The sequence below is a fragment of the Gardnerella lacydonensis genome, assembly GCF_048545055.1.
GTDB lineage: Bacteria > Actinomycetota > Actinomycetes > Actinomycetales > Bifidobacteriaceae > Bifidobacterium > Bifidobacterium vaginale_C.
The window spans coordinates 303,468-317,528 of sequence record NZ_JBKQXT010000001.1 but is presented as its reverse complement, the minus strand read 5'-3'; the positions used below and the strand labels follow the sequence as shown (position 1 = coordinate 317,528).

General features: G+C 44.1%; 9 protein-coding genes and 2 tRNA genes. 1 reads left to right on the top strand and 10 read right to left on the bottom strand.

Going from position 1 to position 14,061, the window contains the following annotated elements; genetic code table 11:
- Positions 1–2 precede the first annotated feature (2 nt).
- From ACJV45_RS01430 to ACJV45_RS01395, 8 genes are all read right to left on the bottom strand, one after another.
- Positions 3–3,824 carry a helicase gene (locus tag ACJV45_RS01430; RefSeq protein ID WP_419397493.1) on the bottom strand — a complete coding sequence of 1,274 codons (3,822 nt, stop codon included), beginning with the start codon at positions 3,822–3,824 and terminating at the stop codon, positions 3–5.
- A gap of 18 nt (positions 3,825–3,842) precedes the next feature.
- Entirely contained in the window at positions 3,843–5,300 is a 1,458-nt protein-coding gene (locus tag ACJV45_RS01425; protein ID WP_419397492.1) for an FHA domain-containing protein, read from the bottom strand.
- A gap of 402 nt (positions 5,301–5,702) precedes the next feature.
- Positions 5,703–5,774, bottom strand: a tRNA-Gln gene (locus tag ACJV45_RS01420).
- Between the two features lie 39 nt (positions 5,775–5,813).
- Positions 5,814–5,886, bottom strand: a tRNA-Glu gene (locus ACJV45_RS01415).
- Positions 5,887–6,069: 183 nt separating this feature from the next.
- The gene (gene gltX / locus ACJV45_RS01410) at positions 6,070–7,632 is read right to left on the bottom strand and encodes a glutamate--tRNA ligase (protein WP_419397491.1); all 1,563 of its coding nucleotides are present in this window, start codon (positions 7,630–7,632) and stop codon (positions 6,070–6,072) included.
- Positions 7,633–7,659: 27 nt separating this feature from the next.
- Positions 7,660–8,649 (bottom strand): hypothetical protein, encoded by a 990-nt coding sequence (locus ACJV45_RS01405; RefSeq protein WP_419397490.1) that lies wholly within the window; start codon positions 8,647–8,649, stop codon positions 7,660–7,662.
- A gap of 92 nt (positions 8,650–8,741) precedes the next feature.
- Positions 8,742–9,374 carry a histidine phosphatase family protein gene (locus ACJV45_RS01400; protein ID WP_419397538.1) on the bottom strand — a complete coding sequence of 211 codons (633 nt, stop codon included), beginning with the start codon at positions 9,372–9,374 and terminating at the stop codon, positions 8,742–8,744.
- A gap of 23 nt (positions 9,375–9,397) precedes the next feature.
- Entirely contained in the window at positions 9,398–9,907 is a 510-nt protein-coding gene (locus ACJV45_RS01395; RefSeq protein WP_410312811.1) for a GtrA family protein, read from the bottom strand.
- 116 nt (positions 9,908–10,023) lie between these two features.
- Between ACJV45_RS01395 and ACJV45_RS01390 the strand changes: the two genes are divergently transcribed.
- Complete coding sequence (locus ACJV45_RS01390) at positions 10,024–10,371, top strand: phenylpyruvate tautomerase MIF-related protein (RefSeq protein ID WP_004124315.1); 348 nt, start codon at positions 10,024–10,026, stop codon at positions 10,369–10,371.
- 104 nt (positions 10,372–10,475) lie between these two features.
- On the opposite strand, the gene brnQ is transcribed toward ACJV45_RS01390, so the two are convergent.
- Entirely contained in the window at positions 10,476–11,990 is a 1,515-nt protein-coding gene (brnQ, locus tag ACJV45_RS01385) for a branched-chain amino acid transport system II carrier protein (RefSeq protein ID WP_419397489.1), read from the bottom strand.
- Positions 11,991–12,203: 213 nt separating this feature from the next.
- Complete coding sequence (gene argS, locus ACJV45_RS01380; RefSeq protein ID WP_419397488.1) at positions 12,204–14,000, bottom strand: arginine--tRNA ligase; 1,797 nt, start codon at positions 13,998–14,000, stop codon at positions 12,204–12,206.
- Positions 14,001–14,061: the final 61 nt, after the last annotated feature.

Sequence of the window (14,061 nt, the reverse complement as noted above, 5' to 3'; positions counted from 1 at the left end):
GCTCACTGATCTTCACCGTAAAGCTCGCCTATTCTAGAAACAACTCGCTCAACCTCTTTTTCAGGATTTACGAATGCTCCAACGCTCCAAACATTCATAACAGACCAGCCAAGATACTCTAAATCTTGAGCAAACATGCGATGACGTTCACGCGTTGATTCTATATTCATGAATCTCATATCATCCGTTAAAACGGCAAGAGCAAAAGGCTTATCTGGCAAACCAACAACAAGAGGAATACTGTGTTCATTATCAAATCCGTAATTCACCGCCACGCACAATCCGCGAGCGCGAATACGATCCGCCAAATCAGTAAACAAAACATTATTAAAACTGTCTACTGAAGAATCAAAAGCCTCCACACGTGTACCTGCAGATTCTGACTTATCTTCTGACTTATCTTGATCATATTCAGGTTTTGGTTCGTCAAAATCAGTTGGATTTACTGGACTATCATCCAGCTGCTCAGCCCAAATAAGCAATTCTTTAAGTAGCTTAGGACCATCCTGATGCAAACGTTCATCTTCCATATCACTAGATTTAAACGCGCAAACAATATCTAAATTCCTACGAGCTAATGCTAACGAATCAAGCAGTATGCCCTTACCGCCTTCTTCTTCCAAAACACCAAATTGTTGCAAAAGCCTACCGTGCGAAGTTTTTGCATAACATAATGAAAGAATAGCATCCGTAGCGGTAGCACCAACAGACTCACTAGCATCTACAAGACGAACATGACGAAGGAATCTATTCATATTTTCATCTTTAATAGCAAGAGCCTTAAGCTCCGCTCCTAAACGATTCCTAAACACACTTGTAAGAGTTACAACTGCAAGAACATAGCTGGAAGGAACTACAGTGAAAGTCGCAGCACGCTGTTTTATCAAGGAAACAACCTCGTCAATTTCCCTCTGGCTGCTCTCAATCAAACCAGTAGACATAACAGGAACACCAGAAGCCTCAACTTGGTGAAGTTTAACTTTACCTTGCATTCTATCTACAGGAACATCGTGGCGAAGCGAACCATAACCATGATTTTCAAGGAAATTAGCAAGACGAAGCGAACGCCTAGTAGCACGAGATTTAACATGTACAGAAGGCAAAACACTAATCAAATCGTTAACACTCTGCGAACTTACCGTATTCTTATGAGCAATGACCACAACTTGGCGTGCACGAGCAAGAATGCTAAGAAGCTCGATATTACTCAAATGCTCAACAGAATCAAGGATTACAATGTCTACAATCGGCTTAAATTCAGTCATCATAGTCAAAGTAGAAGGCATAGCCACCATAATTGGCTTAGCAGCAAGAAGAAGATCTGCATGAGAATTCATCAATTTGGTAAAAGTCACGCCAGAACTATTACTTGCTAAGGTTGTGTGAAGCTGATTAGCTTCCTGAGACCTAGCGAAAAGAAGTTCACACAAACGCTTTAGAGTCTCTTGTTGAACCATAGGTCCCACAGAACGCACATGCTCAGTATCTACCTGAACAAAACGGTCAGAAGCATCTTGCATAGCCGAACCATCTTGGTTAGAAATAATCGCAGAAGAATTAACGATATCTTCAAAAACCGTAGTCCACCAAGCCAAGTGAAGCTCACCATCTAACGCAGAACCAGTGACATTACGCCTACGCAAATCGCAAACAAGGTCTTCTAAACCAACACCGCGTAAATCGCGCTCAATCACGCACCTACCAGGTAAAGTATCTAAGGAAGCGCGATCGTCATGTAAAGCCTGCAAACGCTCATCAAGTTTAGTAAACTCAACATTTTCAAGATCAGCACCCAAACGCGTGGTGGAAAGAACAGCGTCAAGAGCTACAAGATTACGATCCAAAAGCTCCTGAGTGCTAACAATCTCATCTAACTTAGGCGGCAACACAGGCCACCCCCCATGAGGAACAAAAGTACGCCACTGAGCAGCTTGCTGAGCAACAATCTTCAAAGCCTCATGCAGATCATCTACTTTAGCTCCTACACGCAAAAGACTACGCGCTTCTTTAATATGACGTCTACGCTCCCAGAAGCCCATTACTGTACCTTCACGCTTGCGAACAGCTTTAGGCTTACTTGCTTCAATCATCGCGCTAAGATCACGTTCAAAAATATCTGCTTGGAAAACATCTAAAACTCGGCGAAGATTCTTTAACACCGTAACCTGTCTACCCCATTCACGTGCGGTAACAGGAACAGGAAAACCGCAGTTTTGAACAGTTGATTTAACATGTTCGCGTGCTGCAGGAAGAAGCTTTAGTAGAACATCTACAACGCGCTGATATACAGCAACAGCCTCATTCTCATTGAACAAAGACGCGCCAAACCACGGGGTATCTTCAGGCTTTATAGTAAATTCTCCAAGCTCATCTGCTTGATGTAATTTTTGCGCCCATTCATCTAAATGACCAGAAAGCGATCTTGCAGCAGCAACATCTAGTCTTACATGAGTACAAGGATGAGTAGGCAACATTGCAATAGCAGCAAGATTTTGCATTGTCTGATATGCTGATACGCCCCAACGCTCATCTACTCCGTGCAAGTCTCCCAAATAACGATTTAAGCGAGTTTTAACACCAACTAACTCGTCACAAACTTGCTCAAAACGGCTAGAAGCAACGCTTTGACGCGCCCCAACTGCAGCTATGAGCTGGGAATCCACATGTTTTGCAAGGTGAGAATCCGAAACGTCTAGCGCAAGCGAAGAAATCTCATTCGCACTGAGAGCGTGACGGAATCGACGCTGTTGTTCCATAACATTTGGAACATATAAAATGGACTTTCCAGCAAGAACACAGCGTGAAGAAATTGCAGCTGCGATAGAAGCAGAATCAGATCCAGCATCCACGTCTAGCGCCAGAGAAACACCATTAGCGGCTAAACCAGATGCATAACGTACAACATTATCTACATCACCGACTTCATATTCACCATGAGGGTCTACATCTAGAGGAGAATACTCTTGCCTATCATTTGCCGCCAACTCTTGAAGCGCACGCTCATCGCCAGCAACCGCATCAATCATAGTGTTTCCAACATTCCCAACTTTAAGCGCCTGCAAAATCTGAGCGCTTTCAGCCAAAAATCTGGATCCCGAATCAGTAAAACATCCAAGAACAATATCTCGTTCAATATCAAAATCTGGGAACACGCTGCGAGCAGATGCACAAATTGCATCAAAAACAGCTGACGTTTCTGGTGTTCCGCTCTCATAGTTTGCGCCGTCAAAAAGCGCATCTTCACTAAGATTCACGCCTCTCTCTTGCAATCTAAGAACAAGAGCATGGTTTAAGCGCACATTGCCAGAAAAGTAGATTGTTGCGTATGTTTCATCCTTGCCAGAGTCTCGAATAACTCTCACTGGGTATGTTAAAACTGGCACATGATTACCGCTCCACGATGCCACTCCAACAACAAGCGAAAGCTCCGAAACACCATTTTCGTGCGCCTTATTATCTCTATCTTCAAAAACCCTGTCTAGTCTGCGCCCTGCCGCGCGCAACATTCCAGAATCGCGGAATAACGCCTGAAGAGTTACTTTTCCACTCGCAAAAAGTTGCGCTATCCCAGATGGGTGAGCATGCGTTAATTCTAATTGTGCGGAAAGTTTTGTTATGTCTTCAAGTGGCGAAGGCGCAAGCTGCGACTTGTATTGTTCACGCCAAGAGTTTATTCGCCTTAACTTTTCATCTCGCAAAGCTGTAGCCTGCGCACTTTCCTGCTTCATTTGCGCATTCTGCTCGTAAGCTTCTTGATAATTTTGTTCACTCGCATTATGCGCTTGATTTACTTGGCTTATAAAATCATTCTGTTCGCCGCTCATACTACTAAACTCCCCTGTTTATAAACCTACTGCGTTGCGGTAAGCGTTATACCCGCTATTTTGCGCTAAAGCTTCATCTACGTCTGCATTGCCTTGAGCTGAAAGCCAAGCGTATAAATCGTCATAAAGACCTGTATTCATGGCTAAAAATGGAAGTAATTCTTGATATTTTGCTATCTCAAACTGCTTAGAGAAATCAGTGGTTTTCTGAGCTTCTTCCGAAGTGAATCCACCTGCTTGTACAATTTCTTTATGCGCGTTGAATTCTCCATTTGACACTTTTTCGAACACAGACCCTGGTTCAAAAGCTGGAGTGTATTGCGAATCTTCTTGAATATTGACTGAATTGGATCGAATGAATTGTTCATGATTTAGTTGAATTTGAGACTCATCTTGCAATGAATTGTCGGTTGCTGGCGACTCATCTTCTGCCCCATCTTGTAATTCATTCTCATCTTGATAATTGATTTGAATTTCTGCTATCTCTTCTTGTTCAGTATTCTGATCTTGCGTTGTGTGATCCTCGTTTTCAACATCTACATTTTGCGAGTCCAGAATTTTAGAATCGTCTTGAACATCGTGAGAATCAAAAGAATCATTTGCAACAACACTGTTGTCAGAAATAGCAGCGTTACCTGCAACAGCACTGTTATCCACAATATTATCTGGATTTACAGTTTCATCACTATTAGTTTTGTCACTACTAACTTGTGCTGCATTAACTTGTGATGCATTAGCTTGTGCTGCATCATCAAAAAGATTACGAGGTTCTGCAGCAGACTCAAAATCTTCACGCACAACAGGAAGAACAACCTGACTAGCAATCACGGGATCGCTTTGTTTTACAGGATTTACTGAAATATCAGCCTTGCTTGCACTATAAACATCATCAGCTTTACCTGCAGCATTTAATTTTGACTGATTATCCCACACTAAATTAGGGTGTGAAACAGATTGTGCACGGAAAACGCCTGTTGGCTCTCCAGCACGAATATCAAGAATATCATCGACCGACAAATCCGAAGCATCTGGCTCTTTAATGGAACCGTCAGCAGCATAAGAGAACAAGTCGCGCACAGGCTCCGCACTATTTTCAGCCAAAGGAGCTGGCTCTTCTATACGCACAAAGTCAATTGGCACGTCTCCAAATTGCATGCGAACAATGCTGTCTGGCATATGAAAATCAACATCTGGATCTAATCGCAGCAAATCGCCGCTTTCGTTTACAAGATAAGTTCCGTTTGTAGAATGCAAATCTCGAATAGTCGCCACGCCACTTGTGTCTACTATAAGAAGCGCATGCCTTTTAGACATTGAGCGCTTATTGTCTACAATGTCTACACGCATGAAACCGTCTTCGCGCAAAGGTCGTATAGGCTTTCTGCCGATCTCTACAGACTGACCCGCTCCAACGCGCGCCTGCTCGACACCACCTACTGTAATCATCCAACGCTGTAAGGTTTGTCGACTTCCCACGGAACCTGCTCCCTTCAAAAAACACACTACATACTATTGTGTCATGCTTTGTGTATATTGCGCGAATCGACGACTTCGAGCTGCACAATGCGCGAGATCACCTCGATTCGCTGAGACTATTAGAGCAGAAGCAATAGCTTGCGTTATATTTGTAGCTCACATGATGCAAATATAACGAAAATCAGTCAAAAAACGTTACAAATGCCTCATGCATGAGACATTTGTAACAAATCTCAGTCAAAACGCAAAGTCGTAAATTTGCCCACGTTTGTTCCCTATTTCAGCCAATACGACAACAAACACGGGAAAAGTTTGCAAAAAGCTTAAACATTTTGCGGGAAATAGCCCAAAATTAACACGCTATATAACAAAAAAGCCCTCGCAAAATACGAGGGTTATTCGCTGGGGTACCTGGACTCGAACCAAGAATGGATGAACCAGAATCACCTGTGTTGCCAATTACACCATACCCCAATTGGCAGGCTTCGCGGCTCTTGGAACCGTTCCGTCTTGTACCCCCGACCGGATTTGAACCGGTGTTGGCGCCGTGAGAGGGCGTAGTCCTAGGCCGCTAGACGACGGGGGCTTCATTTATCTGCTACGCCTCTTGACGCAACAAATGTCGACTTTACAACATAACTGCTCAATACGCAACCGCGGCGTGTCGAAAATATACTAAAACGCATAAAAACAAAAAGCGGAAATGCAGAATTACACTACATTCCCGCTTTATACAAAATCTACTTGAGATTTAAAAGCTGCTTACGATTTACAAATGCTCACGCAATCCAGCCAAACGCGCCAATGTCACGTCTTTGCCCACGATTTCCATGGACTCAAACAGTGGCGGAGAAACACGACGGCCAGAAAGTGCAACTCGCACAGGACCAAATGCCAAGCGCGGCTTGTACCCAGCTTCCTCAACAAGCTTCTTGTTCAAAAGCTCGTGCAAGGAATCAGTATGCCAATCAGAAGCATCAACACCATTCAAAGCAGAGATAGCCGCGTCAAGCACAGCTCCTGCAGATTCCTTCAACTGTTTACGCGCATCGTCATCTGGCTCAATGTAGCCATCTTCGCTTAACAGACTACCGACCATACCAGCAACTTCGCCAAGCAAGCGCACGCGAGGCTGAACAAGAGGAGCAGCAGCGGTGAGCACTTCACGCTCGCGATCAGTTAACGCATCCCAATTGTCCGCGCTAACTACGCCATCCTTATGCAAGTAAGGCACAGAGCGATTCAAGAAATCTTGCGAATCAAGCATGCGAATATGCTCAGCGTTAATGGAAATCGCCTTGTCCAAGTCAAAGTGTGCAGGATTTGCCTTAACGTCTCGCACATCGAACTTTTCAATCATCTCGTCCATAGTGAACACATCGCGATCAGGCGCAATAGACCAGCCAAGCAAAGCCAAATAGTTCAGCAAGCCTTCTGGAATAAAGCCGTTATCTCTATGCAAGAACAAGTTGGACTCAGGGTCTCTCTTAGAAAGCTTCTTCTTGCCTTCGCCCATAACGTAAGGCATGTGTCCGTAAAGCGGAGTTTCCTTAGCAATGCCCATTTCCATAAGATAACGGTAAAGCACAATCTGACGAGGTGTGGAGCTAAGAATATCCTCACCGCGCAAAACCACGTTCACGTCCATTAATGCGTCGTCAACAGGGTTCGTAAGCGTGTAAAGTGGATCACCATTCGGGCGCACAATCACATAATCTGGAACAGATCCAGCTTTAAAAGTGATTTCACCACGAATTAAATCGTTAAAAGTAATGTCTTCATTTGGCATCTTCAAGCGAAGTGCAGGCTTGCGACCCTCCTCGCGGAAAGCTTGCTTCTGCTCCTCAGTAAGGTTCCGATCATAACCATCGTAACCAAACTCAGCTGGCCGCCCTGCAGCAATATTGCGCTCTTTAATTTCTTCAGGAGTAGAGAAGGACTCATAAGCGTATCCTGCATTAAAAAGCTTTTGCGCTACATCTTTATAAATTTCCATACGCTGGGACTGGCGGTATGGCCCGTTATCTCCACCAACGTCAATACCCTCATCCCAATCAATATTGAGCCAGCGAAGAGCCTCAATAATCTGCTGGTAGCTTTCCTCGCTATCGCGCTCATTATCAGTATCTTCAATGCGGAACAGCAATTTGCCATGAGTATGGCGAGCCTCTGCCCAGTTAAACAGCGCGGTACGAACCATACCTACGTGAGGTGTACCAGTTGGCGAAGGGCAAAAACGCACGCGAACATTCTTTGGAAGTTCAGGCTTTGTGGATTTTGTTGCGTTATTAGCAACTTCTTGAGTTTCCTCGATATCAGTCATAGGTTCCATTGTGCCGCGCGTTACGGACGTGCCAATCTAGTCAAGAGCTTGCGTTGATTCCTTATTACCTTCCACATGCGCAAACTTAGCAGCAAGCGCTTCGCGAGACTTTCTATCGTCTTCTTCTTTTGCCAGCTTCTTAGCCTCTTCTGGATCCCAGAGTACGTCTTCCTTATGCTTTACCCATTCACGCTCAAGCAATGGAGCCGCAAATTCAACCAGCGCGCTCATATTATTTTCACTATTTTCACTATTTTCGCCATTTTCGCCATCATCGCCAGTCTTACCACTTTTTACGCAATCAACAAGCTCACGCCACTGATCATCCTTAAACATCATTCGCGGAACTCCAGCGCACTCGCACACTTCGTTAACATATAGGAATATAGGCAAAGTTTCGTAAATGTTGCTGGTTTTTTCAATAAGACTTTTAAGAATAGACAGTATTGCTGTAATTTTTTGCGATTCTACAAGATTTAACGCGTAAAAATCACGCTCTTGTTCATATGATTGTTCGCACTCTTGTTTTGCGCATCTAACAGCATCCTGCAGACTTTCAGCACACCAATTTCCTGCAACACCTAAAGAATCCGCTGCACTATTTATTGCATTAACGTCTTTAGGAATATTAGATTCAAGCTTGTTGAAAATGGCACTAACATCATTCGTGTTATTTTCTAGTTCTTCTTGCGCTTCACTATAGTCTGGGTCGTAGCATAAATCCATATCGTCGTAAGCGTTTGCTGCTGCCAAAAGAGCATCAACTATCTCCTGCGGACGCCCTGGAATCACATCTGCACCCTCATACACAAATTCTGCATCTGGAACAGTAACGTCTAAATCCGTAACAATTCGAGCAATAGCGCGAATCGCCCTGACCTCAAGGTTTTCAGCATATTTTGCGTCATTATCTAAATGGCGTGCTTCGCTTAAAGGCCACAATTTAGTTAAATCCGCTGCAGCAATGGATGCGGCTTTAAGCAAATCTAAAGCCTGTGAATCCAGCTTTTCTACAGAATCACCCATAATAACGTCCTTCGCATTAAGCTTTAAAAAACACGGTTTCTACGCATCTTTCACGCATATTTTTAAGTCTACTGATTATTATTCCACACGTTCTACTGCACACGCGCCGCAGGATCCACATATGTGATGGAAAGCACATTCATATTTTCGCAATCATATGTAATTGACGTAATTGACGCCAAAGCCGTTTTGCGTAAAAGCATATTGTGCTCAGCGTGACCCGTTTCTAGCAAATGACGATAAGACCATATTGGCGATTCGTGCGTTACAGCTACGATTTGTTCACCTGGGTGATTTTTCACTTGTTCGCGCGCAAAATCGCCAACACGTTCCGCAATACTTTTGTAAGATTCTCCCCAACTCGGCTTCCACAAGTTAGATACAAGCTTCCAATTGTCGTTTTTCCACAAAGCGCCTTCGCCGTAGCCGATTCTTTTTCCTCGAAAATTGTTTTCCGCTTCGATGAGACGATTGTCTAAAATAATTGTGCTGATTTGTAAAGCGTTTGCGATTTGTTGCGCCGTTTCTTGTGTACGCTCCAAAGGAGACGAATAAATCGCACTAATTCCGCGCATTTGCGGAACAGTCGCAATATATTTGGCTGTAGCGCGAGCCATTTTTAAGCCACGATTAGATAAGTGAAATCCCGGGAGTCTCTCGTAAAGCACGTGATTTGGATTTTCCACTTCTCCGTGGCGCACAAAATGAATAGTCGTGGCTTTCATATTTTCTAAACCTACTTCCAAACCTACTTCCATCCTTTTGGAGTGTGACTTAACGACCACTCGCCCAACTTATGCGCAAAAGTATTGTCCTTAGCGACATCATAACCAGGTTTTTGCGATTTTGTATCATCTAAAAGCCATTTTCTAATAACAAAATTCCACACTGCTACAACTACTGTTGCAATAAGCTTGCCAATGTTTGTGCGAAGCATGTAAATCGCAGTACCGCGCAAAGTTTGCGCCATTCCAAGCGTGCTAAGCCAAATAATCGCATCGTTGATAAGCAAACCAATAACTGCAGAAATAACAAAAATCAGCAATTCCATCCAACGAGCCATGTCTTCGCGGTGTTTAAACACGTACTTCATGCTGGCAATGTAGTTAAAAATAAGAGAGATTATAAAAGATATTGTTCCAGCAACAACGTTATTAAAATGTACAAGAAGCAACAGATTCAACAACGCTACGTCAATGATCAGCGCAATAATGCCTACGATTCCAAACTTAACAACCTGTTCAATAAGTTTTTTCATACATTCAATTAAACACGCGGAGGCTAACAATTCACTATAATTATTGCGTAACGCAAGTTGCGTGATACAAGTTTATAAAACTTAGCAAATTCATAAAACTTAGCAAAGGAGCGATTATGCCAGTTATTCACACTCACGTTTCCGTAAGCACTACACCTGCTCAGCGCGATGCCTTAAAAGCAGCGTACGGCAAGGCGATTAGCGCAGTTCCAGGCAAAAGCGAGCATTGGCTTATGTGCCCATTTGAAGACAACATGCCAATTTATTTTGCTGGAGATAATACCAAGCCTGCAGCTTACGTTGAAGTGAACGTTTTTGGTTCTAGCGTTCCAGGATCTGCTTGGGAAAAGTTGACTGAGCAGATTATGGCAGCTTTGAATCGCGAGCTTGGAATTCCACAAGATCGCACTTACATTCGCTACACTGCAACAACTGACTGGGGTTGGAACGGCGGCAACTTCTAGTCGCAAGTCGCAAAAATCGCCATATCTTGTTACGTAAAATACGCACCAAAATATGGCGATTATTTATTATTACAACTATCTATACAAATAGATACCAATAGTCACTAGGATTTATTGCCAAAATTAGGCTCGTCAAACTCAGAGCTGCTTGAAGAATATTCATCACTACTAGCAACACTGCCTTCAAGATCTGGGCCAGCAGCTACGCGAGCCACTTCTTCCATACCTTTGTTGTCACATAAAACCATGCGAACATAGCCAACAACAAATCCAACAACAGCAGGGCAAACCCAAGCCATGCCAAATTCCGAGAACGGCAACCAGTTTTGAGCAACAATCAACATATCGTTCATATGCAATGCGTCGCGCAAAGCTGTTGGCAAACTATTCAAAAAGTCAAATACAGCTGCAACACCAGTAAAACCAAGTGTCCAAGCGTACACGACCTTGGAATTTCCAAAAAGTCGACCACATAAAGCCAAAAGAATCAGCACAATTGACAGTGGGTACAAGAACATCAATACTGGAACCGCGTATTCGATGATTGCACTCAGACCAAAGTTTGCAAGGCCAAACGAAACAAGCGTAATCAATACAGCCCAAACACGGTAGCTAGGACCCTTAGGGAATAACTTAGAGAAGGTTTCCGAGCAGCTTACGATTAATCCAACCGCAGTCTTTAAGCAGGCAAGTGTTACAGTTGCAGCAAGCACGAATAAGCCAGCATTTCCAAGATGATAGCGTGCAACTTGTGCCAAAGTTACGCCACCATTTTCCGCAGGTGGGAATAGCGCGCGGCTACGCACACCAACAACAACAATTGCAACGTAAATCAAAGCCATTAGCAAGCAGCTAAAGAATCCAGAGCGAGCAGTATTTACTGCCACATCTTTAGGATCTTTTACACCAAACTGGCGAATGGTACTAACAACCACAATTCCAAATGCCAAGCTAGCTAAAGCATCCATTGTGTTGTAGCCATCTAAGAATCCTGTAAAGAATGACTTATTAACGTAATTTCCCATAGGAGCAGCATCTGAAGAAGCACCGCTTATAGGGGAAAATAGTGCGGTAAACACCAAAATCGCTAAGAAAACAAGGAAGATTGGCGTAAGAACTTTACCAACCCACGTGAGTATGCCGCTTGGTTTCATAGCAAAGAAGAACGCGAGCGCAAAGAATACTACAGAGAACAAGAACAAGTACAATTGACCGTTCCCGTCTTGCGGAATAACTCGCTCCAATCCAACAGTGTATGAAGTTGTTGCACAGCGCGGAATTGCAAAGAACGGGCCGATTGTTAAATAAAGAACGCATGTAAAGAACATGCCGTATTTTTTGCTAGCTTTGCTTGAAAGTTCAAAAAGACCGTTTGCACGGCTCATTGCAAGAGCAGTAACGCCTAACAATGGCAAGCCAACGCCAGTAACAATAAAGCCTAATGCTGCAGGAGCAGAATTGTTTCCTGCGTTAGCACCAAGGAATACTGGGAAAATCAGGTTTCCAGCGCCAAAGAACATGCCAAACAACATGACCGCCACGTACGCGGATTCAATAATTGTCAAGTTCCTTTTTTTCGGGGCACTGTCTGTGCTGACACTTTGTGTTGTGACGCTCATGCTTACACCTCCTATATGGTGAAAATTGTTTAAGCATATTATTTAACGCATTGAATAACAAAACTGAAACCGAAAAATAATATTAGGGGGTATATTAATAAATCGCATGTACTTAATCGAAAAAAATTTGCAATTTCGCGCGTGTCTTTTTGTAAAAATAAAAGGACGCTAACATAAAAGCTAGCGTCCTAAATAAAGGGCAAATGCGCTAAATCACATCTTGTCTGGAGCAGAAACTCCAAGCAAATCAAGGCCAGAGGCGATTACTGTGCGCACAGCAGCATTAAGCTTTAAACGCGCTGCTGCACGTGCTGCCTCTGGGCATTTTGCGATGCGAACTGCCTCACGCTCCGCTTCTGGCAAGCGATTTTCTGGGTCGCTCAACTCCATTGGCACTACGCGCTCAAGGTTGTACCACTTGTGGTAGCTTGCAGCCAAATCCTCAAGATAATGCGCAACTCTGTGCGGAGCGCGCAAATCGCCAGCTTGTGCAAGAGCTGCAGGCCATTGAGCCAAAGCAGCAAGTACTTCGCCATCTGCCTCAGTATTAAGCAAGCTTAAATCAGCTCCGTCTGCACTAATTCCAGCGTCTGCCGCGTTTCGAGCCACATTGCAGCTGCGCGCGTGGGCATATTGCACGTAATACACAGGATTATCGTTGCTGTGAGAAGCAAGCAAATCCAAATCAATATCAACGCTTGTGTTGTAGTCGGTGCGAGCAAGCGAATAACGCGAAGCGTCAACACCAATTGCATCAACTAAATCGTCAATCGTAATAACGTTTCCAGCACGCTTGCTCATGCGTACTGGCTTGCCATCCTTCATAACGTTTACCATCTGACCAATAAGAATCTGCATGTTTTCGCCTGGCTTGTCTCCAAAAGCCGCGCACATTGCCATCATTCGGCCAATATAACCGTGATGATCCGCGCCGAGCATGTAGATTGCTACATCCGCAGGATTCTGTTCACGGTGACGCTTGTTGCGATAGTACGCAATATCAGCAGCAAAGTAAGCGTAGTTGCCGTCGGACTTAATAATTACGCGATCCTTGTCGTCGCCATGCTTAGTAGACTCAAACCAAGTTGCGCCATCTTTTTCAAAAATATCTCCACGCTCACGCAAGTCCGCAATAGCGCGCTCAACTTCGCCGTCCTCGTACAGGCTGTTTTCGTGGAACCACACGTCAAAACCAACACGAAAATCACGCATTGATTTGCGAATTTCCGCAAACATCATTGGAACTGCGCGCTTGCGGAATTCTTCTCGCTGCTCGGAATCGCCTTCGCCAAGTGGCAAGCCTTCTTCGTCTTTTCCAAGATCGATTCTAGGCAAAGAAAGAACGTCAACACCGTCCGCATTTGCTTCTTTTATAACAGCGTCTGCGATTTCGTTAATATACGCGCCTTTGTAGCCGTCTGCAGGCGTTTCTTCGCCGTGAGCTGCAGCAACTAAAGACTTTGCAAAACGGTTGATTTGCTCACCATGATCGTTGAAGTAGTATTCGCGCACAACTTTTGCGCCGTTCGCTTCCAAGACTCGAGCCATAGAATCACCAACTGCAGCCCAGCGCGTGCCACCAATGTGGATTGGGCCAGTTGGGTTTGCGGAAACAAACTCAAGATTCAAAGTTTTGCCGCTCAAATGCGTATTTTTGCCAAAATCAGCACCCTGATTTAAGACTTCGTCAACAACAGCCGCTGCAGACGCGGAATCAAGCGTTATGTTAATAAAGCCAGGGCCTGCCACTTCTACGCGCGCAATACCTTCTGCTTCTTGCAAACGCTCGGCAAAAAGTTCGGCTAAATCATGAGGCTTCATACCAGCTTTTTTAGCGAGTTGCATAGCAACGTTCGTGGCCCAATCGCCGTGTGCGCGATCTTTTGGTCGCATAACTGCAAGTTTTTCGGCAGCAGGAATCAAATCTTCTGTTAGATTGCCAGCTTTACCGCTTGCTACTAAATCTTTAGCAATTTTTTCAATTAATTCACTTAAGCTTTCTGGATTCATGGTTTACAGTCTAGCGTTACCGCGCGATGCTTATCGATTATAACGTATTGGATTGCGTTAT

Coding starts and splice junctions, on each gene's coding strand:
- argS (WP_419397488.1), bottom strand. CDS start 14,000: ATGAATCCAGAAAGCTTAAGTGAATTAATTGAAAAAATTGCTAAAGAT.
- ACJV45_RS01395 (WP_410312811.1), bottom strand. CDS start 9,907: ATGAAAAAACTTATTGAACAGGTTGTTAAGTTTGGAATCGTAGGCATT.
- ACJV45_RS01400 (WP_419397538.1), bottom strand. CDS start 9,374: ATGAAAGCCACGACTATTCATTTTGTGCGCCACGGAGAAGTGGAAAAT.
- gltX (WP_419397491.1), bottom strand. CDS start 7,632: ATGGAACCTATGACTGATATCGAGGAAACTCAAGAAGTTGCTAATAAC.
- ACJV45_RS01430 (WP_419397493.1), bottom strand. CDS start 3,824: ATGAGCGGCGAACAGAATGATTTTATAAGCCAAGTAAATCAAGCGCAT.
- ACJV45_RS01390 (WP_004124315.1), top strand. CDS start 10,024: ATGCCAGTTATTCACACTCACGTTTCCGTAAGCACTACACCTGCTCAG.
- ACJV45_RS01405 (WP_419397490.1), bottom strand. CDS start 8,649: ATGGGTGATTCTGTAGAAAAGCTGGATTCACAGGCTTTAGATTTGCTT.
- brnQ (WP_419397489.1), bottom strand. CDS start 11,990: ATGAGCGTCACAACACAAAGTGTCAGCACAGACAGTGCCCCGAAAAAA.